This is a genomic window from Dongia sp. (genome assembly GCF_041905885.1).
Lineage (GTDB): Bacteria > Pseudomonadota > Alphaproteobacteria > Dongiales > Dongiaceae > Dongia.
The window spans coordinates 1-20007 of the sequence record NZ_JAYRKD010000022.1 but is presented as its reverse complement, the minus strand read 5'-3'; the positions used below and the strand labels follow the sequence as shown (position 1 = coordinate 20007).

The window sequence follows — 20007 nt, the reverse complement described above, 5'->3', positions numbered from 1 at the left end:
CCATGACTGAAGGCACATTTGACGTCGTCATCGTCGGCGGCGGCGTGATCGGATCCTCGACCGCCTATTTCCTGGCGAGCCAGCCGGACTTCGACGGCAGGATCGCGGTCATCGAGAAGGATTCCACCTATACCGACGCGGCGACGCCGCGTTCGGCCGGCGGCGTGCGCCAGCAATTCTCCACCCCGGAGAACGTGCAGATCTCCGCCTTCGCCGCTTCTTTCTACAAGTCGATCGAGCAGCATCTCGCGGTCGGCAACGACAAGCCGGCGATCAATTTCCATGAGAACGGCTATCTGTTCCTGGCGACCCATGCCGGGTTGAAGACCCTGGTCGCAAACCACCGCCTGCAGCACGAGCAGGGCGCCGGCACCCTGCTCTGGACCCCGAAGGAGCTGGAGAGCCGCTTCCCCTGGATAAACACCGCCGACCTCGCCGGCGCCACCTTCGGCCCGTCCAACGAGGGCTGGATCGATCCCTACTCGCTGCTGCAGGCTTTCAAGCGCAAAGCCCGGTCGCTCGACGTCACCTATATCCAGGACGAGGCGGTCGGCTTCGATTTCTCCGGCGCCAAGATCACCGCGGTGAAGCTGAAGGAAGGCGGCCGGATCGACTGCGCCGCCGTGGTAAACGCCGCCGGCTACCATGCCCGCACCATCGCCGGATATGCCGGGATCGACCTGCCGGTGCATCCCAGGAAGCGTTACGTCTATGTCTTCGACTGCCGCGAAGAGGTCGAGAACGAGACCATGCCGCTGACCATCGATCCTTCCGGCGTCTGGTTCCGCCCCGAGGGCTCGAACTTCATCTGCGGCGTCTCGCCGGAGGACTGGGACGACCCGGATTGCCTGGATTTCGAGCTCGATTATCGTCCTTTTGAAGAATTGATCTGGCCGACGCTTGCGCACAGAGTCCCGATGTTCGAGGCGATCAAGCTGATCCGGGCCTGGGCCGGACATTATGACTACAACGTGCTCGATCAGAACGTGCTGATCGGGCCGGCGCCGCAGGTCCCGAACTTCTTCTTCGCCAACGGCTTTTCCGGGCATGGGTTGCAGCAGAGCCCGGCGATCGGCCGCGCGTTGAGCGAGCTGATCGTGTTCGGCCAGTACCGGACGCTGGACTTGAGCCGGCTTTCCTACAATCGCGTGCTCAACGGCGCGCTGATCAAGGAAGCCAATGTCGTCTGAGCATAAGGTCGCATCGTCCTTGTCGATCGCGCTGATCTCGATCCATTGCGAGGACCGGCCGGGTTTGGTCGCCGGCGTCACCGGCCGTCTCTACGACCTGGAGATCAATCTCGGCGACACCGCCTTCGCGGTGCTGGGCGGCGGCGCGGAGCTCACCTTGCTGGCAAAGCTGCCGGACCGGCTGTCGCTGGCGGAGCTCGAGCGCGAATTGAAGTCGCTGCCCGAGCTGAAGGACGCGAAGCTCACCGTGACGCCGTTCGGCTATCGCGGCAGCCATGACGAGCGCGCCCGGATCACCCATCGCATCGAGATCACCGGCGACGACAGTCCCGGTTTGATTGCGCGCCTCTCGGAAGCATTCTCGGGCTTCGGCGCCAACATCGTCTGGCTCAATTCCGAGAGCCTCGAGGGTGCCAGCGGCGCCCGCTTCCTGCTGCGCATGGCGATCTTCGTGCCGGCAGAGAAGGCCGAGGCCTGCCTCGCCACGGTGGCGAACACCGCCGGCCAGATGAACCTCAAATGCCAGTGGTCTAAAGAGGCCTGAACTACGGCGCCGGGCAGGCCAAGGGCGTCGCCCGCGCCGCGGCTTCATCGCCGGAGTAGCGCGGCCGGGTGCAGAGCCCATTATACTGCGACACCGCCGCGTTATAGGCCCCGCGCGCCTGGTTGACCTCCGGCAGATAGCGCGCGCTGATCGCATCGCGCAGCCCTTGCTGCTGGGCCAGCAGATCCTTCAAGACCTGCTGCCCGACCAGGTCGTTGGGGTCGAGCTTCTGGCGCTGGGCGAGCACCTCCTTGTCCACCGTGGCGAGCTGCGCCTGCTGCTCGTCATAGGCACGCTGCTTCTCCAGCCATGCATCCTGCAACGGCTGCAGCTTGGGCTGCAGGCAGAGGCATTGCTGGATCTCCGGCACCGAGAGCGGCGTGCTCGCGGACTGCGCCAGCGCCGCCTCGCCCGATAGGAACAGCGTCGCCAGCAGAATCGCGGTTGCAGTCGGAAGTTTCATGTTCATCGTCGAACGCTCCAATGGCCTGCCCCGCATATTCAATCGCCCCGAATTATGGCAAGCTTATGAAGCCGTCAACAAGTCCATTGGTTCCCGGAAGTCCCCCAAGGTCTCAGCATGCATGTCGTCGTCCTCGGTGCCGGCCTGCTCGGCGTCACCACCGCCCATTACCTCGCGCGCGAAGGCCATCAGGTCACGGTGATCGACCGGCAGAAGGAGCCGGCCCGCGAGACCTCTTTCGCCAATGCCGGCCTGCTGACGCCGGGCCATGCCTATGCCTGGGCCAGCCCGCGGGCGCCGATGATCCTGCTGAAGTCGCTCTGGCGCAGCGACACTGCGCTCCGCTGGCGGCTCAAATTCGATCCCGGCATGTGGGCCTGGGGCCTGAAGTTCCTGGCCAACTGCAGGGCGGAGAAGAACCGCGCCAACACCGTGATCAAGGTCCGGCTTTGCTCCTACAGCCTGGCCGAGACCGCCGCGGTGACGGCGGAGACCGGCATCGCCTGGGACCGCTCGCAATCCGGTGCGCTCTATCTCTACCGCGATCCCGATCACTTCCGCGCCGGCAAGGCGAACTTCAAGCTGCTGGCCGATGAAGGGGTCGAGGCGAAAACGCTAGAGGCCGAGGAGCTGACGGGCTTCGAGCCGTCGCTGGCGCATGTGAAGGGCCGCTTCGCCGGCGCCATCCACACGCCCTACGACGAATCCGGCGATGCGCGCAAATTCACCGTCGCCCTCGCCGAGTCCTGCAAGAAGCGCGGCGTCGTCTTCAAGCTCGGCGCGGCCATCACCAAGATCGAGCGCAAGGGCGACCGCATCACCGGGGTCGAGACCGATCACGGCCGGATCACCGGCGATGCCTACGTGCTGGCGCTCGGCAGCTACAGCCCGCTGCTCACCAAACCCATCGGCTTGAAGATGCCGATCTACCCGGTGAAGGGCTATTCCGTCACCCTGCCGATCGCCGATCCCGAGAGCGCGCCGGCGCATTTCGGTGTCGATGAAGCCAACCTCGTCGCCTTCGCGCGGCTTGGCGATCGGCTGCGCCTGACCGCGACCGCGGATTTCGCCGGCTACGACACCAGCTTCGGCCCGGGCGATTTCGTCCACATGTTGAAGGTCGCCCGCGAGCTCTTCCCGCGCGCCGCCGCCTTCGACCGTCCGGACTACTGGGCCTGCTTGCGGCCGATGACACCCGACGGCCCGCCGATCATGGGGCCGAGCGGTATCGCCAATCTCTGGCTCAACACCGGCCATGGCCATATCGGCTGGACCATGGCCTGCGGCTCCAGCCGCCTGGTGGTCGACCGCATGCTCGGCAAGCAGCCCGAGATCGACGACACCCCGTTCCTGCTGTCGCGGTACTAGACCGTGTAGAGCCGGCCCCATTGCGGCATCGGCTCGCTGATTCCGGCGAGGCGCAAGGAATGCCAGGCCATGGCGTGGTTGGACGAGGTCACCGGCTTGCCGAGCTCGGCTTCCAGCTCCCGCGCGGTCTCGGCCAGGCGGATGCTGGTGCAGGAGACGAAGACCGCATCGACCGAAGGATGCCGGCCCAGCTCCAGCGCGGCGCGGCGGATGGAATCGCCGCTGATCCTGGCCACCTCGTTGTCGTTCTCGTGATTGAACGAGCCGATCACCGGCACTTCAATGCCGCGATCCTGCACGAACTTGCGGAACAGGCGGTTGACCGAATCGATATAGGGCGTGAGCAAGGCGATGCGCTTCACGCCCATCGCCTTGAAGCCGGCGATGGCGCCGGTGATCGGCGTGGTGCATTTGGCCTGCGGCCAGGCTTCGTGGATGCGTCGGAAGACATTCTCCTCGCCGATCACCACGGTGCCCGAGGTGCAGCCGTAGCCGACGACATCCATCGGCACGCCCGGGCGGATCACCGCCGCAGCGCCGGCGATGCCGGCTTCCATCTCGGCGAGGGTGGTCGGGTTGATCTCCTTGGCATTGGCGATGCGGCTCTGATAGAGCGCGACGCCGTCGATCTGGAAGATCTTGCGAAACTCATGCTCGATGGTCTGGTCCGTCGCCAGCACGATCGCACCGATCGCGGCGCGATGCGCGATGCCCTTATCCATCGTGAAGGGAAGGTTTTGACGATTGACCAGCAAACCATCACCCAAAGGTCCGTCTTGGGCCGGTCGCGTGGCCGTGTCGCGCTCGAGAAGCGTTGAATCCGCCATGTCGGACTCCCTATACAATGGTATGGTGGCCGAAAGGGCCGTTGTGGAACCGCCGCCGCCACTCCATATTGATCACTGTAGCGTCCGCTGAACCCGCGGTCATCGCGAAATGCGTAGGTGGCCCATGTCGCGCTCCCCGGATTATTCCATGATCCTGATACAACGCCGTTTTCGCAGCGCCGGCGCCCTGGCGCTCGCCGCCGGTCTCAGCCTCGCCGCAAGCCAGGCCTGGGCGCAGGCCGCGGCATCTCAGCCCGAGCCCGGCCCGAGCATCCAGGCGGTGGACTACGCGCCTATTCCCGCCGGCTCGACCTTCGAGCTGCAGGCCGATGACGAGCTCAGCCAAGATGCGATCGAGCGCGTGCGGTCCGAACTTGCCAACCAGGGTTACGCCGCGCAGGACCAGGCCTCGCTGGTGATGGTGATCGAAAGCGACCTGATCCGCGGCCAGAAGCAGGACGATCCCTTCGGGCAGGTTCATGCCGACAACGACGAGGCCGAGGTTCGCGCCCGGCTGTTCTCGACCAGCCAGAACAGCCTCCTCAATCCGCAACAGCCGATCGGCTCCGCCGACCGCGCCTACCGGATCAATATTTCGATCTACGACCGCAGCACCGGGCTCTATGTCTGGCGCGGCTCGGCGATGCGCAGCGACCCCAATCTCGATGTCACCCAGGCCGGCAACGAGATGATCGGCGCCCTGATCGGCGCTGTCGGCAAGACGGTGACGCCGGCCCAGCCTTAAAAACTGAGCCGCAATAGTTAGTGCGCCGTCGCGAGCACGTAGTAGATCAGGAACGGCAGCGTTCCGAATGACAGCAAGGTCGAGATGATCACCATCGCCGCCACGTCCTCGGGCCGGCGGTTGTAATACTGCGCGAAGAGATAGTTGAACACCGCGACCGGCATCGAGGCCTGGATCAGCAGCACGCCGCGCGCCATCGGTGAAAGATCGAGCGCCCAGGCGACCAGGAAGGAGATGGCGAAGCCGCCGAGCATGCGCACCAGCGAAAGGAAGAGGTTGCGCGGCAGCGAGCGCACCCGGAGGCTGCCCAACGAGACGCCGAGTGCCAGCAGCATCAGCGGAATGGTGAGCCCGCCCAGGATCTCGAGGGTGTTGGCGATGAAGTCCGGCACCTGGATCCCGGTCACGATCACCAGGAAGGATGCGCCGACGGCATAGATCACCGGCATCTTCACCAGGTGCTTGACGCTCGCGGTGCCGGCGGCGATCGACATCCCCGCGGTGAATTGCAGGGTGGCGGAGAAGGCGAAGTAGACCACCGCCAGCGCCAGGCCGGAATCCCCGAAGGCGAACAGCGCGAGCGGCAGTCCCATGTTGCCGGCATTGGAGAAGACCACCGCCGGCAGATAGGAATGCATGGGCAGGTTCATGTACCGCAGCACGGCGAAGCCCAGCACGAACATGCCGGAGAAGACCAGGATCGTCGCCAGCGCCATGATGCCGAGGGATTCCGGCTCGACATGCAGGCTGGTGAGCGAACTCGCTACCAGGCAGGGCGAGCCGATCATCGAGACCAGCTGGGTCACCAGCGCATTGTCGAACGGCCGCTTCAGCCGCGACCAGGTGTAGCCGATCCCGGCAATGACCACGACCGGCAGGATGACCGCGGCAAGCTGTCCGAGCATTCCCCCTCGCCTTGCCCGGGCTGAACCGGCCGGGCTAAGATGCAGCCTCAAATCGCGCGCTTTTTCGGGCGCCGCAACAAGAATCTTCGGGTTGGAAATCGCACATGACTGCACAACACACCCTGGTCAACCAGCTGGGCGGCCACGCCATCATCAGCCTGCTGGAGACCTACGGCGTCGATACCGTGTTCGGCATCCCCGGCGTCCATACGCTGGAGTTCTACCGCGGCATCGCCGACCGGCGGATGCGCCATGTCGGCGTGCGCCATGAGCAGGGCGCCGGGTTCATCGCCGACGGCTATGCCCGCGCCTCCGGCAAGCCCGGGGTCTGCTGCCTGATCACCGGGCCCGGCCTGCTGAACGCGGCGACCCCGCTTGGCCAGGCCTTCTCGGATTCCGTGCCGGTCCTGGTGCTCTGCAGCGTCAACGCCAAGCCCGACCTCGGCAAGGGCCGCGGACGGCTGCACGAGATCACCGACCAGCGCGCCGCGATCGCGCCAATGACCGCCTTCACCCGCACGGTCATGACCGACCAGGAGATGGCCAAGGCGGTCGCCGATGCCTTCGCGGTCTTCGACGCCAAGCGGCCGCGCCCGGTGGTGCTGGAATTTCCACTGGACGTGCTGAGCGCCCCGGCCGATGTCGGCCATCCACAGCGGGTGCGGGCGCCGCGGCCGCAAGCGAAGCCGGCCGATCTCGCAGCCGCCGCCAAGCTGATCGACGGTGCCACGCAGCCGCTGCTGCTGGTCGGTGGCGGCACGGTCGATTGCGCGCCGGCGGTGCGCGCCTTCCTGGAGAAGTCCGGTGCCCTGGGAGTCACCACGACCGCGGGTAAGGGCGTCATCGCCGCCTCGCATCCGCAGGCCTTGCCCTCCGCCTTGCTGGCCGAGCCGGTCCAGCAGGTACTGAAGGAGGCGGATGTCGTGGTCGCGGTCGGCACCGAGCTTTCCGAGACCGACAGTTGGGTCGATCGCCTGGAGATCCCGGGGAAGATCATCCGCATCGATCTCGACCCCTTCACCCTGACCCGCGACTATAAGCCCACCGTCGCCATCGAGGCCGATGCCGGCGCGACGCTGGAAGCGCTGACCGGCCTGATCAAGCCGGGCCGCAAGCCAGACAGCGACAGGATCGCCGCCGTGCGCCGGGCGGTGCAGGACGGCCTGACGCCACTCCAGCGCAAGCATATGAAGGTGCTGGCCGCCTTGCGCGCCGCGCTGCCCAAGGACGGCATCGTGGTCAGCGACATGACCCAGATCGCCTATACCGCCAATCCCTATTTCGCCTGCGAGGAACCGCGTTGCTGGTTCCACCCCTGCGGCTTCGGCACATTGGGCTATGCCATGCCGGCGGCGATCGGCGCCAAGATCGCCTGCCCCGACCGCGCCGTGGTCGCGGTCTGCGGCGACGGCGGCTTCCTGTTCACGGTGCAGGAGCTCGGCACCGCCGCGGAACTCGGCCTGCCGCTGCCGATCCTGATCTGGAACAACGATGCCTTCGGCCAGATCGCCCAGAACATGCGCGATGTCGGCATTCCCGAGATCGCGGTGAAGCAGAAGAACCCGGATTTCCAGACCCTCGCCCGAGCCTATGGCATCGGCCATGTCCGGCCGGACAGCCTCAAGGGGGTCGAGGCGGTCCTGCGCGAGGCTTTCATCGCCAAGGGCCCGACCCTGATCGAGGTGCGCGAGGATTCGGCCTTTCTGGCCTGAGGTTGGTGGCTGAGGCGGCAAAAGATTCCGACTGACAGTTTGCCGCGGCCAAAAGCGCCGGACTCCTTAACTGAATTTTACCTTTTCGGGCGCTGAATCCGAGTCACGCCCCCATCCGTAGTGGGTCGGCGCTGGCACGGGCATTGCGGAGGGATACATGGCCAAAGAACCGAAGGAGATGGCTATGGACACCGCCCTCGCGCGGCGGCTCGACATCGAGGATGAGCCGCTCAGCAACGAAGAGCAGCGCAAGCTGTGCTTCGACATGTTCAACAAGTTCTGGGAAGACGCGGGCAGCCGCGGCATCGAGTTCGACGTGGTCGGCACGATGTCGATTTCGGCCGCCCTGTTCGCCCTGGTCCGCAAACACGGCGCGGATACCACCGCGGAGTTCGTCGACGACCTCGCCAAGAGCGTTCGGAACGGCGAGTTCAATTTCCGGGACCAGAAGAACTGAGATCGTGACCGGTCTCACCGACCTGTCTGATTTCTAACGCTTTTCTGGATTTCAGGCCCACCGTGGATTGACGCCGCGGGGTGGGCAAGGGGATAGTGCGCGACCTGTCGCGACCCGGGATTCCCAGCGGATCCGGGGATCGGTGGGCTTTTGCAGTCGCGCAACGGATTCGGCGTCATATGATTCGATCGCTCCCGCTTCCAGCGAGCTCCCGCCTCGGCAGATGCCTGCCGGTTCTGGCGGCGCTGCTCCTCGCCTTCAACCTCGCCGCCTGCTCTTCGGACCCGCCGCCGGACATGAACACGGTGAAGAAGCTGGTCGCCGAAGACCGGCAGTTCGACGCGCTGAAGATCCTGATCCCGCTCGCCACCGAGGGCGACCCGCAAGCCCAATACGAATTGGCCGGCTTTTATCACTACGGCTATGTCGGCGCGAACGACTACGCCAAGGCGTTGAAGTGGTATCGCGCCTCGGCGCGGCAGGGCTACGCGGATTCCATGGTCGGACTCTCGGTCATGTATCTCGGCGGCCAGGGCGTCGCCAAGGACCGGCGCGAGGCCTTCGTCTGGCTGAACCTCGCCGCCCAGTACATGAGCGACAAGCAGGCCCTGGCAAAGGTGAAGCAGGTCCGCGACGAGATCGGAAAGACGCTGACCAAGGACGACATCGCCTTCGCCAAGGCCGAGAGCCTGCTGCTGCAGCCGGAGAGCGCGTCGGTGCAGCCCAACGAGGCGGAATCGATCGATCACCTGCCGGACAGCGTCTCGATCACCGCGCCGGCATCGACCGACGCGGTAGATCCGCTGCAGAACGTCCCGCCGGACACCGCGCCGATCACTTCGGTGCCGCTGATGACGGCGCCACCAACCAGCCCGCCGGTCACCACGGCGCCGGCGAGCAGCGCGCCGAAACTGCCGGAAATGGAGCTGCAACCCTCCCTGCCGGCGGCACCCCGGCCGGTGACGACCCTGCCGGCGACGACCACCCCGACTTCGACCTTGCCGACAGCGACGAAGCCGAAGCTGCCCACGACCACGATGCCGGCGACCACGCCGTCGGCCGCGCCGACGCAGGTGGAACCATCGCCCATCCCGCCGCCCGTCGTGCCGCCCGCCGATCCCGTCGATCCCGTCGATCCCGTTCCCGAGTTCTGAGCATCATGATCCATCACATCAAGCAGCCGGCGCAGATTCCGTCCGCCAATCTCGAAGACTGGGGGCCGGTGAAGGAGCCCTTCGGCGAGGTGATCGCCAGGCTGCGCGGCAAGGCCGGCACCCGCGAAGGCGAGCCGGATTGCGGCATCTGGGAATGCTCGCCCGGGCGCTGGCGGCGGCAGGTCAAGGAGGCCGAGTTCACCCATATCCTCGCCGGCCGCTGCACCTTCACCGCCGACGACGGCCAGCGCATCGAGATCGCGGCCGGCGACACGCTCTACTTCCCGGCCATGAGCATGGGCATCTGGGACATCCAGGAGACCGTGCGCAAGGTCTACATCCTGCTCAAGTAGCCGCGCTGCGGCGGCGGCAAGCGGCCGCCGCTCATCGCCAGCACACGGCTCAGCGTGGTGAGGTCGTGGCCGCTCTCCCTCGACCAGTGGTTGAGCGCGGCCTGGATCTGCGCCAGCGCTTTCTTGCCGGATGAGGGCCGCTCCAGCACGCCTTCGCGCACCAGCGCCGCCAGCACGTCGGGCGAGTTGATGAAGGCGGGCTTGCCGATCGCGCGCAGGAAGCGCGCCGCATTCTCGAAGCCGAAGCCGACCCCGCGCTGGCGGATGATGGCGATGAGATCGATCACGCTCTCGTCGGGCCAGGGCGCGAAAAAGCGCGCCGCGCTGCCATGCTCGGCGGCGAGGTCGAGCACGAAGCGTGCGTTCTTCGGCACGCCGGTGATCTTCTGCGGGCTGCGGATGATGCGGCGGTCGCGCATCAGGGCGTCGAGCTGATCGTCGTTCAGGAAGGCGCAGGTATGCGGGTCGAAACCACCGAACGCCGCCTCGAAGCCCGGCCATTTGCCGTCGATGATGTGCCAGCCGAACCCGCCGGCAAAGACCGTGCGGGTCATCGCCGCGAGCACGCGGTCGTCGCCGAGCCCGGCAACGGCGCGCGGCGGGCGGGGCCTGGTCTCGGCCAGGATGCGGCTGAGGCTCGCGGCGCCGCCCTTGCGTTCGGCAGCAAGCTCGAAGATCTTCTCGAAGGAGCGTAGCTTCATTCTTCCCGATTTGATTGAGTCGATGTGACGCCGCTAGACTACTCCCTCCCCCGTCTTCGGGGGAGGGTTGGGGTGGGGGTGCCCCAGACTCGGTGGGAGACACACGTGAGGCAAGACAAGCCTTTCCAGATAAGAACCGGCCCGGCGACGCGCGAAGCGGCGCGACGCCTCCGCAAGAACATGACCGAGGCCGAGAAGCGCCTCTGGTACCGCATCCGTCGCCGCCAGCTCTCCGAGCATCAGTTCCGCAAGCAGGTCGAGCTTAAATCATACATCGCTGACTTCTGCTGCCTGAAGGAACGTCTCGTCATCGAACTCGATGGCGGCCAGCATGCCGAAATCACGGAGTACGAACTGAAGCGCCGCGCTTGGCTTGAAGCGAACGGTTACCGGGTACTCCGCTTTTGGAACAACGCAGTCTTCGACAATATCGATGGCGTCCTGGAGACGATCGTGCGGGCGCCGAAGGCGCCGAAGATTGAACTCTAGGATCGGAAGGCAGCCGGTCTGCGGCACCCCCTCCCCAACCCTCCCCCGAAGACGGGGGAGGGATTAGATAGGGCGACTCCCCCGAAGACGGGAGAGAGTTTCTTATCCCGCCTCGTGGGCGGGCACGACGAAGCCGGCCATGACTTTCTTGCGGCCGGCCTTGTCGAAGTCGATCTCCAGCTTGTCGCCCTCGGCGCTGACCACGGCGCCGTAGCCGAACTTCTGGTGAAACACCTTGGCGCCGCTCGCATAGCGGCCGGGGCTTTCGGCGGCGACCACCGCCGTGCCTTCGATGGTCGGCGGCGCGCGTCGCGCCGCGCGCTGCATGTAGGAGGCGCCGCTCCAGCGGCCCTCGGAGAGGCCGGTGCTGAACATCCGGCTCTGGCCGCGGTGGAAGGTCTGGTCCTCGCGGCGCTCGATATGCTCCGGCGGCAGCTCGGCGAGGAAGCGCGAGGGCAAGGCGTTCTGCCACTGATTATGCACCCGGCGGTTCGCGGCAAAGCTCACATAGGCGATCTTGCGCGCCCGCGTCAGGCCGACATAGGCAAGACGGCGCTCCTCCTCCAGCCCTTTGAGACCGTTCTCGTCCAGCGTCCGCTGTGAGGGAAACAGCCCCTCCTCCCAGCCGGGAAGAAACACGATGTCGAACTCCAGGCCCTTGGCGCCGTGCAAGGTCATGATGGTGAGCTGGTCGCGGTCTCCCGCTTCCACATTCTCCATCACCAGCGAGACATGCTCCAGGAAGCCGCCCAGATTCTCGAACTCCTCCATGGCGTGGATCAGCTCTTTGAGGTTCTCGAGCCGGCCCGGCGCCTCGATCGACTTGTCCTGTTTCCACATCTCGGTATAGCCGGATTCATCGAGCACGATCTCGGCCAGCTCGCCGTGGTCCATGGTCTCGGCGAGGCCGCGCCAGCGCGCGAGGTCCTGCATCAGCCCGGCCAGCGACCGGCGCGCCGCGGGCTTGAGCTCGTCCGTCTCGACGATGCGGCGCGCGGCTTCGGTGATCGAGATGTTCTGCGCGCGGGCGAGGTCGTGCAGCCGGCGCACGGTGCTGTCGCCGATGCCGCGGCGCGGCGTGTTGACGATGCGCTCGAAGGCAAGGCCGTCATCCGGCTGGTTCACGATGCGCAGATAGGCGAGCGCATCGCGGATCTCCAGCCGCTCGTAGAAGCGCGGGCCGCCGATCACCCGGTAGGGAATGCCGAGGGTGATGAAGCGCTCCTCGAACTCGCGGGTCTGGAAGCCGGCACGGACCAGGATCGCGACCTCGCGCAGGCTGTGGCCCTTACGCTGCAGCGCCTCGATCTCCTCGCCGATCTGCCGCGCCTCCTCCTCGCCGTCCCAGGCGGAGGTGAGGCGCACCTTCTCGCCCTCGGCGCGCTCGGTCCAGAGCGTCTTGCCGAGCCGCCCGGCGTTCTTGGCGATGAGGCCGGAGGCGGCGGCGAGGATATGCGGGGTCGAGCGGTAGTTCTGCTCGAGCCGGATCACCTTGGCGCCCGCAAAGTCCTGTTCGAACTTCAGGATGTTCTCGACCTCGGCGCCGCGCCAGCCATAGACCGACTGGTCGTCGTCGCCAACCACGCAGAGATTGCGGTGGCCCTGCGCCAGCAGGCGCAGCCAGAGATACTGCGCGACGTTGGTGTCCTGGTATTCGTCGACCAGGATGTATTTGAACTGCTGCTGATATTTCTCCAGCACTTCAGGGTGCTTCTGAAAGAGCTCGATGTTGTGCAGCAGCAGGTCGCCGAAATCGCAGGCGTTCAGGGTCGCCAGCCGGGCCTGGTAGTCGCGATAGATGTCGAGGATCCGGCCGGACGCCACCTCCGCCTGCTCGGCCCGCGTCACGCGCTCGGGGGTGAGGCCACGGTCCTTCCAGCGCTCGATGATGCCGAGCACCACGCGCGAGGGCCATTTCTGGCTGTCGAGATTCTCGGCCTGGATGAGCTGCTTCACCAGGCGGAGCTGGTCGTCGGTGTCGAGGATGGTGAAGTTCGACTTCAAGCCCACCTGCTCGGCATGGATGCGCAGGATACGTGCGGCGAGCGAATGGAAGGTGCCGAGCCACCAGCCTTCGACCGGACGGCCGAGGATGGCACTGATGCGGCCCTTCATCTCGTTCGCCGCCTTGTTGGTGAAGGTGACGGCGAGGATCTGGCTCGGCCAGGCGAGGCGCGTCATCAGGATGTGCGAGAGCCGCGTGGTCAGGACCCGGGTCTTGCCGGTGCCGGCGCCGGAGAGCACGAGGACGGGACCCTCGGTCGTCAGCACCGCGTCGCGCTGCGGCGCGTTCAAGCCGGTCAGGTAGGGTGCGGAAGATTCGGTGGAGTCGTTGCTATCGCTCATTCCGGGCCTTATAGCAGCGTGCACCGCCGCCCTCAAACACCGCTGGCGCCACCCGGCTCGGCTTGACAGCAAAAGCGCGCTTCGGCTCTACTTCGGCTCCCTCCGGCATCCCGAAATTCCGATATTTCGCACGGTGAAATGCGGCCTGCCGCGGGGCTGGGCGCGAAACAAGAACACTGTTGTCAGGGTTAAGATGGCCAAGAAGATCGAACGCATTTCCCTGGGCTCGATGAGCCCGGGCACCGAACGCCATCTCCTGGTGCACCGCTACGGCAAGATCGGCGCTCGGCCCAAGGCCTATCTGCAGGCCTCGATCCATGCCGACGAGATCCCGGCGATGATGGCGGCGCATCACCTCATCCGCCTGCTCGACGAAGCCGAGAAGCGTGGCGAGATCACCGGCGAAATCATCGTCGTGCCGGTCGCCAACCCGATCGGCCTGGCGCAGAACGTGGCCGGCACCCATATCGGCCGCTCCGAGCTGCGCGGCGGCGGCAACTTCAATCGCAACTGGCCCGACATGTTCGACGGGCTGACCGAGGCGGTGGAATCGAAGCTCGGCAGCGACGCCGACCGCAATGTCGCGGTGATCCGCGAAGCCATGGGCCGGCGCCTCGCCAACATGCGGGCCGAAGCCGAGTTCTCGAAGCTCCGGCTGGAGCTCTACCGGCTGGCTTTCGACGCCGACATTATCCTCGACATGCATTGCGACGACGAAGCGCTGATGCATATCTACACCACCAACGACTATTGGCCGGGCGCCAAGGATCTCGCGGCCGAGACCGGCTCGCGCGCGGTGTTCCTGGCGACCGATTCCGGCGGCCAGAGCTTCGAGGAGCAGATCTACCTCGCCTTCCACAAGCTGCGGGTCCAGTTCGGCGACAAATTCCCGATCCCGATCGCGGTCCTCACCTCCACCGTCGAGTTCCGCGGCCAGTTCGACGTGTTCGACGACCTCGGCGCCCATGACGGCAAGGCGCTTTACCGCTTCCTGCAGCGCCGCAAGATCGTCGCCGGCGACCCCGGGCCGATGCCGACGATGCTCTGCGAGGGGACGCCGCTCGACGGCGCCGACTACATGCGGGCGCCGAAGGCCGGCATCCTGGCCTACCACGTGAAGCTCGGCGACATGGTGCGCAAGGGCGACCTCATCGCCGAGATCATCGATCCCCTGGCCGAGGACCAGGCCAAGGCCCGCACCGAGATGCGCTCGGTCGCCGACGGTCTCGTGGTCTCGCGCTGCTCGAAGAAGCTGGTGGCGCCCGGCGAAGGCATCACCATGATCGCCGGCAAGGAAAGCCTCGCGCATCGCAAGGGGGCGCTGCTGTCGGACTAACGGCCGGTGCGAAGGCGCCGCTCCAGGTTATGCGCGAGGAGATCGCCGAGTTTGGTCTTGCCCAGCGCGGTGCGGCTCGCCTGCTGGATGATGTCGACGTCGGGCCCGCGGGTTGCAGCGATCAGGGTCGGCCCTTGCGGCAGCAGGGCGACGTCCCACCCGATAAGTGCCTGATCGCCGTAGGTGCGATGCGCCCGCAGCACCAGATCTCTTGCCTCCGGCCACATCGGCAGTTGATAGCCTTCAATGCGCCCACCGGCGAGGGGATGTTCTAGGTGCCAGATCGCCACGCTGTTCCCGCTAAGATCTGCCGCAGGGCCGAGCCGACCGGTCTGCACATCGATCAAGGCCGTGATGTCGCCGACGCGGCGATTGTCGATCTCAGACCCCGGCGTGACGGGCATGCGGAAGACCGCATTGGTCACTTCGAACCCGCCAGACTCGGTGCGCGCCGTGAGGATGCGGATCGTCGCCAGCGGCGAGGCGGAGATGCTGCTGATCAGAATGTGATTGTGCTGCAGCAGCCGCACGAGATAGGGAATCGAGTGCGACAACATCTTGACGTATTCAAGGAGTTGGTCCGCGCTCATTTCGATAGCGTCATCGCTCACATATCGATGATTGCCGGCGTAGCGCCACCGCTCGCTGCCGTTGCCGGCCTCGCCCCCCACGGCCTCCAGGAGCAGGCTTTGCGGAGGAAGCTGCTCGGCGCCCGCGACGCATGATCCGTCTTCGAAGATCGCCAGAACCGGAACATGGCGCAACCTGTGCCGTTCGCAATGTCTCGCGAAGTCGACCTTGTTGCCGAGCGGCGCCGGCTCACTTCGAACGTCGCCGCCAGTCGGGGAAAGCAGCTTGTAGACGGCCTCATTCGCTTCCCAGCACAGCAGATAGTGCGCGGCATCACGCTGGCGTGCCGGGCGGAACAACTCGTTGGTGTAATAGCTTCCGGGCGAAATGCGGTGCCGCAGTGCGAGCCCGAGTTGTTCGAAGAACTGCTGCCGGGTCGACTTCCCATGCCTGAGGGCGATCTCGCCGCCCTGCTTGCTCGTCTCCTTCAGCGCTCGCGCCAGCGCCACCACGGGCCAGGTGACGATCAGCCAAAGGTTTCGGGCACTGGCCACCATGTCTCCCGCGGGCCAGAGCGCCTGGTTGCAAAGGCGATGGATACGACCCGCAGCGGTGTCCGCAGGCGGCAACGACCATCCGAAGACAAACGGCGGCGGGTAGGCGTGCGCCTTGATCGACCGGCCCTCTGCGTAGGTTCCGGCGGCTTTCGTCTCGGCCGAGATCTCGATCGCGCCGATCGCACGACCGGTGTCGATGACAATGAGAGAGATCGCTATGAGATAGAAGGACACCGAGACGAACTCGGTGAAGTCGGTCAGAACGGCCCAACCCAAGACCGTGTTGCTGACGCCGTCCGTGTCAGCGCCCGACAGATCGACGCTTGCAGACACGACCTGGACGAGGAAGCCGGCCCAAACCGCCGCCCTGGCGCGCCTGAGCGCCGGGTTGAATCGGCCGGTGACCGCCAGCATGAGCGGTGCAATGCCCAAAATCAGAAGGTCGTCGCAATCGTCCGTGCCCACGAACCTCTGCAGCGTATCACTGAGGACATCGAAGAACTGCGCGATGACAATCAGGAGGAGGATCGAAACGACGGCCTGCCAGATTCGATTGGATCGGCGGTCATAGGCTGCGTTTGCCACCTGCGAGCAGGCCGCCAGGACCGTCACCAGGGAAACCAGCCCGGTCAGCGGATCCAGCACCCAGTCTTTCATCGTGCCCGGGCTCAACACGAGGTAGAGCGCCGTGAGCATCGCGGCGCCGAGAAAGCACGGTACGCCCCAGCGAAGATTCCCTACGTACATGATCTTGATCGCTCCGGAGACACAGTTAGAGGTTTCGGGTCAGTTGGCTTCACTTATGGTCGGCGGCCTTGAATCCGCGGGTCTTGAGCCGGTGCTGAATACCTCGGTTGCCGCGAACAAGGTCAACGCGGCGAGATAGAGCTGCAGGAAGGCCAGCTCCGAATAATCGACGGCGATCTCCATCGTCCGGCTCCCGCCCTGCAGATAGGACGCTGCCCAATCGTCGAGGATATCCATCCCGGTTGAGACCACATGAGCGGCAAACCCGATGACGAGAAGCGCCTTGACGATAAGCCCGACCCCTTTGGCACGAAGGCCGATCAGAATGGTGGGCGGCATCATGAGTAGGAGGAGGACGTCATCCAAGTCCTCGATGTGCAGGGCATGCTCGACCGCCTCGATCCGCCACTCATACCATTGCGAGATCGCGAGAACCGCGAAACCAATCGTCGCGGCAAGCCAGAAAAGGCCGGCCCGTTGATTGGTGCCGCTGGACCAGAAGCGGCAATGCGCCAATGCCGAGCCTATCATCGCCACTGCGCCGGAGACATTGTTCACCCAGTGGTCCTTGAAAGGCGCCGCAGCGACCAGGACCATGAAAGCTACGAAAGTAAGCGGCACCAAGGTGATTAGGATCGCCTGTATCGCGCGCAACGGATCGCGGATGAGATCCATTTGTCTCGCTCAACTACCTCCCGCAGCAACAGCGTCCGCCGCTCGAATAGAGCCGTGCGACCTGTCATTTCGCTGACAAGCCGCGGACGGAGCCGACGGGGGACGGCCAAAGCCGTCATTTCGTCGCCGCCAGGTAGGCGTCCTTCACCGTCTGGCCGAGCAGGCGGAACTCCTTCTCGCGGGCGCTGGTCTTGCGCCAGATGAGGCCGATGCGGCGGCCGGGCTTGCCGCCGGCGAAGGGGCGCGCGACCAGCTCTGAGCCTTTCAAGAGCTTGGCCTGCAGCGCCATCTCCGGCAGCAAGGTCACGCCCAGCCCGTTGGCGGCCATTTCGACCAGCGTGTGCAGGCTGGTGGCGGTGACGTCGGTGCCGGCGGGGCGGCGCCCGAGGTGGCAGGCATCGAGCGCGTGGTCGCGCAGGCAGTGGCCGTCGGTCAGCAGCAGCAGCGGGGCCTGCTGGATGTCTGCGGTGGTGAGCTTGGCCTTCGCCGCCAAGGGATCGTCCTTGCGGCAGACCAGCTCGAACGGGTCGTCGAACAGCACCATCTCCTCGGTCTCGCCGGTTTCGACCGGCAGCGCCAGCAGCACGCAATCCAGCGCACCGGCATGGAGGTCGTCGACCAGCCGCTGGGTCATGTCCTCGGTCAAATAGAGCTTCAGCTTCGGATGCATCTTGCGCAGCTTTGGCAGCACCTTCGGCAGCAGGAAGGGGCTGACGGTCGGGATAACACCGAGCCGGAGCGCGCCCGAGAGCGGCTCCTTGGCGGCGGCGGCGAGCTCGGCCAGTTCCTGGGCCTCGCGCAGCACGATCCGCGCCCGGGCGGCGATGTCGCGGCCGAGCGCGGTGAACACCACCGAGCGGTTGCTGCGCTCGACCAGGCTGGCGCCGAGCAGGGTTTCCAACTCCTGCAGGCCGGCGGAGAGGGTCGATTGCGAGACGAAGCAGGCGGCCGCTGCCCGGCCGAAATGCTTGTGCTCGTCGAGCGCGGTCAGATAGCGCAGCTGCTTCAGGGTGGGCAGAAACATGGCGATCGATCCAATCGATTATTTATCGGAAATATAATCAATCAAGGCGATGGGGCAAGGTCGAGAAGAATCGCTGCAGCGCAGCGAGGACCCGGCTCGCTCAACAGGCGCAAGAATTACAGGGACTTGGCGCCCACTTGATATTAATCACACAATGATGTAAGGTCTCGGTGACCTTCCGGTGTTGCGGAGGGAAAAAAGGTCGATGGGCTGACCTCCGGGCGGCCCTTTGCTTTTCGGGCTGGCCCCATGGCAGCCCAGGTCCAAGCTGCTATAGTCGCCGCCGAGCAGAAGGGGCCGCAGCCCCCGCCCTTCCAACCCCAACAGCAAGACGAGGCCATCCATCATGTCAGCCAATGCCAGCCTGCATCAGCGGCGCGGCGCCGCCGTGCCGCGCGGCGTCGGGAACGCCTTCGCGGTCTATGCGAAGTCCGCCAACAATTCCGAGATCGTCGACGAAGAGGGCAAGAAATACATCGACTTCGCCGGCGGCATCGCGGTCGTGAACACCGGCCATTGCCACCCCAAGGTGATCGCCGCGGTGAAGGCCCAGGTCGAGCAGCTGACCCATGCCTGCTTCCAGGTCACTCCCTACGAGCCCTATATCCGCCTCGCCGAGCGCATCAACAAGATGGTCCCGGGCAGCACGCCGAAGAAGACCATCTTCTTGACCACCGGCGCGGAAGCCGTCGAGAACGCGGTGAAGATCGCCCGTGCCTATACCAAGCGCGCCGGTGTCATCGCCTTCTCGGGCGCGTTCCACGGCCGGACGCTCATGGGCATGGCACTGACCGGCAAATATGCGCCCTACAAGATCGGCTTCGGCCCCTTCCCGACCGACGTCTATCACGTGCCCTTCCCCGACCCGACCCTGAAGGACGGCGGGGCCGCAGCGCTGAAGCATCTGGAGACGATCTTCAAGGCCGATATCGGCCCGGACAACGTCGCCGCCATCATCATCGAGCCGGTGCAGGGCGAAGGCGGCTTCAACATCGTCCCGTTCGAGTTCATGAAGGCGCTCCGCGATATCTGCACCAAGCACGGGATCGTCTTCATCGTCGATGAGATCCAGTCCGGGTTCGCGCGCACCGGCAAGATGTTCGCGGTCGAGCATTCCGGCATCGAGCCCGACCTCGTCACCATGGCGAAGTCGATGGCCGGCGGTTTCCCGATCTCTGCGGTCTGCGGCAAGGCCGAGATCATGGACGCGCCGGCGCCGGGCGGCTTGGGCGGCACCTATGCCGGCTCGCCGATCGGCTGCGCCGCGGCCAACGCGGTCATCGACGTGATGGAAGAAGAGAACCTGGTCGAGCGCGCCAATGTGATCGGCAAGCGCATGCTGGAGCGCTTGAACGAGATGAAGCGCAAGAACAGCTTCGGCAACCGGATCGGCGATATCCGGGGCCTCGGCGCCATGGTCGCCTGCGACATGGTGAAAAGCGACGGCGCGCCGGACGCAGACCTCACCAAGGCGGTGGTCTCGAAGGCGGCGGAGAACGGGTTGGTCCTGCTCTCCTGCGGCGTCAACGCCAACGTGCTCCGCTTCCTGATGCCGCTCACCATCCCGGAGAAGCAGCTGGAAGCCGGCTTCGACATCCTGGAGAAGACCATCGGCCAGGCGATCGAAGCCAGCGCCAAGGTGGCTTGATCCCAACTCAGCTCGATTTCGGTATGAGCGCGCTGGATCTTCCAGCGCGCTTTTTCTTTGTGGCATCACCGCTGCACGTACCCCCATCCCGACCTTCCCCCTGAAGGGGGAAGGGGTTGGCTAACGAAGGCGCTCGGTCTCACTCCTCCCCCCTTCAGGGGGGAGGTAGGGAGGGGGGCACGAGCAGCCTGAGCGC

At 65.5% G+C, this 20007-nt stretch carries 19 protein-coding genes; 11 read left to right on the top strand and 8 right to left on the bottom strand.

What is annotated here, in order from left to right:
• The first annotated feature begins 2 nt into the window (after positions 1-2).
• Positions 3-1190 carry an NAD(P)/FAD-dependent oxidoreductase gene (locus tag ACH2CY_RS19915; RefSeq protein WP_395021143.1) on the top strand — a complete coding sequence of 396 codons (1188 nt, stop codon included), beginning with the start codon at positions 3-5 and terminating at the stop codon, positions 1188-1190.
• Positions 1180-1734 (top strand): glycine cleavage system protein R, encoded by a 555-nt coding sequence (locus ACH2CY_RS19910; protein ID WP_395021142.1) that lies wholly within the window; start codon positions 1180-1182, stop codon positions 1732-1734. Before ACH2CY_RS19915 ends, ACH2CY_RS19910 begins: the two co-directional genes overlap by 11 nt.
• Position 1735: 1 nt before the next feature.
• Here the strand turns inward: ACH2CY_RS19910 and ACH2CY_RS19905 are convergent, their stop codons facing one another.
• A complete protein-coding gene (locus ACH2CY_RS19905) occupies positions 1736-2203 on the bottom strand; it encodes a hypothetical protein (protein WP_395021140.1) in 468 nt (155 codons plus the stop codon).
• Positions 2204-2314: 111 nt separating this feature from the next.
• Here ACH2CY_RS19905 and ACH2CY_RS19900 point away from each other — a divergent pair, with 111 nt between their 5' ends.
• Positions 2315-3565 (top strand): D-amino acid dehydrogenase, encoded by a 1251-nt coding sequence (locus tag ACH2CY_RS19900; RefSeq protein WP_395021139.1) that lies wholly within the window; start codon positions 2315-2317, stop codon positions 3563-3565.
• Here ACH2CY_RS19900 and ACH2CY_RS19895 read toward each other — a convergent pair.
• The gene (locus ACH2CY_RS19895; protein WP_395021137.1) at positions 3562-4392 is read right to left on the bottom strand and encodes an Asp/Glu racemase; all 831 of its coding nucleotides are present in this window, start codon (positions 4390-4392) and stop codon (positions 3562-3564) included. The two genes, ACH2CY_RS19900 and ACH2CY_RS19895, sit on opposite strands and share 4 nt — an antisense overlap.
• Before the next feature lie 148 nt (positions 4393-4540).
• On the opposite strand from ACH2CY_RS19895, the gene ACH2CY_RS19890 reads away from it, so the two are divergent.
• Entirely contained in the window at positions 4541-5137 is a 597-nt protein-coding gene (locus ACH2CY_RS19890; protein WP_395021136.1) for a hypothetical protein, read from the top strand.
• Positions 5138-5154: 17 nt separating this feature from the next.
• Here the strand turns inward: ACH2CY_RS19890 and ACH2CY_RS19885 are convergent, their stop codons facing one another.
• Entirely contained in the window at positions 5155-6042 is an 888-nt protein-coding gene (locus ACH2CY_RS19885; RefSeq protein WP_395021135.1) for an AEC family transporter, read from the bottom strand.
• A 104-nt stretch (positions 6043-6146) separates the two neighbouring features.
• Between ACH2CY_RS19885 and ACH2CY_RS19880 the strand changes: the two genes are divergently transcribed.
• From ACH2CY_RS19880 to ACH2CY_RS19865, 4 genes are all read left to right on the top strand, one after another.
• Positions 6147-7754: a 5-guanidino-2-oxopentanoate decarboxylase gene (locus ACH2CY_RS19880; protein ID WP_395021134.1), complete on the top strand. Its 1608-nt coding sequence runs from the start codon at positions 6147-6149 to the stop codon at positions 7752-7754.
• Between the two features lie 157 nt (positions 7755-7911).
• Entirely contained in the window at positions 7912-8211 is a 300-nt protein-coding gene (locus ACH2CY_RS19875; protein WP_395021133.1) for a hypothetical protein, read from the top strand.
• Positions 8212-8390: 179 nt separating this feature from the next.
• A complete protein-coding gene (locus ACH2CY_RS19870) occupies positions 8391-9365 on the top strand; it encodes a tetratricopeptide repeat protein (RefSeq protein ID WP_395021132.1) in 975 nt (324 codons plus the stop codon).
• 5 nt (positions 9366-9370) lie between these two features.
• A complete protein-coding gene (locus ACH2CY_RS19865; protein ID WP_395021130.1) occupies positions 9371-9718 on the top strand; it encodes a cupin domain-containing protein in 348 nt (115 codons plus the stop codon).
• On the opposite strand, the gene ACH2CY_RS19860 is transcribed toward ACH2CY_RS19865, so the two are convergent.
• Positions 9700-10419 carry a DNA-3-methyladenine glycosylase I gene (locus ACH2CY_RS19860; RefSeq protein ID WP_395021129.1) on the bottom strand — a complete coding sequence of 240 codons (720 nt, stop codon included), beginning with the start codon at positions 10417-10419 and terminating at the stop codon, positions 9700-9702. The two genes, ACH2CY_RS19865 and ACH2CY_RS19860, sit on opposite strands and share 19 nt — an antisense overlap.
• A gap of 105 nt (positions 10420-10524) precedes the next feature.
• On the opposite strand from ACH2CY_RS19860, the gene ACH2CY_RS19855 reads away from it, so the two are divergent.
• Positions 10525-10908, top strand: a complete 384-nt coding sequence (locus tag ACH2CY_RS19855; protein WP_395021127.1) for an endonuclease domain-containing protein — start codon at positions 10525-10527, stop codon at positions 10906-10908.
• Positions 10909-11010: 102 nt separating this feature from the next.
• On the opposite strand, the gene ACH2CY_RS19850 is transcribed toward ACH2CY_RS19855, so the two are convergent.
• Positions 11011-13254, bottom strand: coding sequence for an ATP-dependent helicase (locus ACH2CY_RS19850; protein WP_395021126.1), 2244 nt, complete (start codon positions 13252-13254; stop codon positions 11011-11013).
• 193 nt (positions 13255-13447) lie between these two features.
• Between ACH2CY_RS19850 and ACH2CY_RS19845 the strand changes: the two genes are divergently transcribed.
• Entirely contained in the window at positions 13448-14590 is a 1143-nt protein-coding gene (locus tag ACH2CY_RS19845) for a succinylglutamate desuccinylase/aspartoacylase family protein (RefSeq protein ID WP_395021125.1), read from the top strand.
• On the opposite strand, the gene ACH2CY_RS19840 is transcribed toward ACH2CY_RS19845, so the two are convergent.
• The 3 genes from ACH2CY_RS19840 to ACH2CY_RS19830 form a co-directional block, all read right to left on the bottom strand.
• Positions 14587-16464, bottom strand: coding sequence for a sugar-transfer associated ATP-grasp domain-containing protein (locus ACH2CY_RS19840; RefSeq protein ID WP_395021123.1), 1878 nt, complete (start codon positions 16462-16464; stop codon positions 14587-14589). The two genes, ACH2CY_RS19845 and ACH2CY_RS19840, sit on opposite strands and share 4 nt — an antisense overlap.
• Positions 16465-16503: 39 nt before the next feature.
• The gene (locus ACH2CY_RS19835) at positions 16504-17139 is read right to left on the bottom strand and encodes a hypothetical protein (RefSeq protein WP_395021122.1); all 636 of its coding nucleotides are present in this window, start codon (positions 17137-17139) and stop codon (positions 16504-16506) included.
• Positions 17140-17254: 115 nt separating this feature from the next.
• Positions 17255-18163: a hydrogen peroxide-inducible genes activator gene (locus ACH2CY_RS19830; protein ID WP_395021121.1), complete on the bottom strand. Its 909-nt coding sequence runs from the start codon at positions 18161-18163 to the stop codon at positions 17255-17257.
• A gap of 346 nt (positions 18164-18509) precedes the next feature.
• Between ACH2CY_RS19830 and gabT the strand changes: the two genes are divergently transcribed.
• Complete coding sequence (gene gabT, locus ACH2CY_RS19825; RefSeq protein WP_395021120.1) at positions 18510-19811, top strand: 4-aminobutyrate--2-oxoglutarate transaminase; 1302 nt, start codon at positions 18510-18512, stop codon at positions 19809-19811.
• Positions 19812-20007 lie beyond the last annotated feature (196 nt).

Bases quoted from the DNA above. Each gene is read 5' to 3' on its own strand.
- ACH2CY_RS19885 (WP_395021135.1), bottom strand. From the start codon at position 6,042: ATGCTCGGACAGCTTGCCGCGGTCATCCTGCCGGTCGTGGTCATTGCC.
- ACH2CY_RS19835 (WP_395021122.1), bottom strand. From the start codon at position 17,139: ATGGATCTCATCCGCGATCCGTTGCGCGCGATACAGGCGATCCTAATC.
- ACH2CY_RS19895 (WP_395021137.1), bottom strand. From the start codon at position 4,392: ATGGCGGATTCAACGCTTCTCGAGCGCGACACGGCCACGCGACCGGCC.
- ACH2CY_RS19880 (WP_395021134.1), top strand. From the start codon at position 6,147: ATGACTGCACAACACACCCTGGTCAACCAGCTGGGCGGCCACGCCATC.
- ACH2CY_RS19830 (WP_395021121.1), bottom strand. From the start codon at position 18,163: ATGTTTCTGCCCACCCTGAAGCAGCTGCGCTATCTGACCGCGCTCGAC.
- ACH2CY_RS19890 (WP_395021136.1), top strand. From the start codon at position 4,541: ATGATCCTGATACAACGCCGTTTTCGCAGCGCCGGCGCCCTGGCGCTC.
- ACH2CY_RS19905 (WP_395021140.1), bottom strand. From the start codon at position 2,203: ATGAACATGAAACTTCCGACTGCAACCGCGATTCTGCTGGCGACGCTG.
- ACH2CY_RS19875 (WP_395021133.1), top strand. From the start codon at position 7,912: ATGGCCAAAGAACCGAAGGAGATGGCTATGGACACCGCCCTCGCGCGG.
- ACH2CY_RS19865 (WP_395021130.1), top strand. From the start codon at position 9,371: ATGATCCATCACATCAAGCAGCCGGCGCAGATTCCGTCCGCCAATCTC.
- ACH2CY_RS19900 (WP_395021139.1), top strand. From the start codon at position 2,315: ATGCATGTCGTCGTCCTCGGTGCCGGCCTGCTCGGCGTCACCACCGCC.
- ACH2CY_RS19845 (WP_395021125.1), top strand. From the start codon at position 13,448: ATGGCCAAGAAGATCGAACGCATTTCCCTGGGCTCGATGAGCCCGGGC.
- ACH2CY_RS19870 (WP_395021132.1), top strand. From the start codon at position 8,391: ATGATTCGATCGCTCCCGCTTCCAGCGAGCTCCCGCCTCGGCAGATGC.
- ACH2CY_RS19850 (WP_395021126.1), bottom strand. From the start codon at position 13,254: ATGAGCGATAGCAACGACTCCACCGAATCTTCCGCACCCTACCTGACC.
- ACH2CY_RS19860 (WP_395021129.1), bottom strand. From the start codon at position 10,419: ATGAAGCTACGCTCCTTCGAGAAGATCTTCGAGCTTGCTGCCGAACGC.
- ACH2CY_RS19910 (WP_395021142.1), top strand. From the start codon at position 1,180: ATGTCGTCTGAGCATAAGGTCGCATCGTCCTTGTCGATCGCGCTGATC.
- gabT (WP_395021120.1), top strand. From the start codon at position 18,510: ATGTCAGCCAATGCCAGCCTGCATCAGCGGCGCGGCGCCGCCGTGCCG.
- ACH2CY_RS19915 (WP_395021143.1), top strand. From the start codon at position 3: ATGACTGAAGGCACATTTGACGTCGTCATCGTCGGCGGCGGCGTGATC.
- ACH2CY_RS19840 (WP_395021123.1), bottom strand. From the start codon at position 16,464: ATGTACGTAGGGAATCTTCGCTGGGGCGTACCGTGCTTTCTCGGCGCC.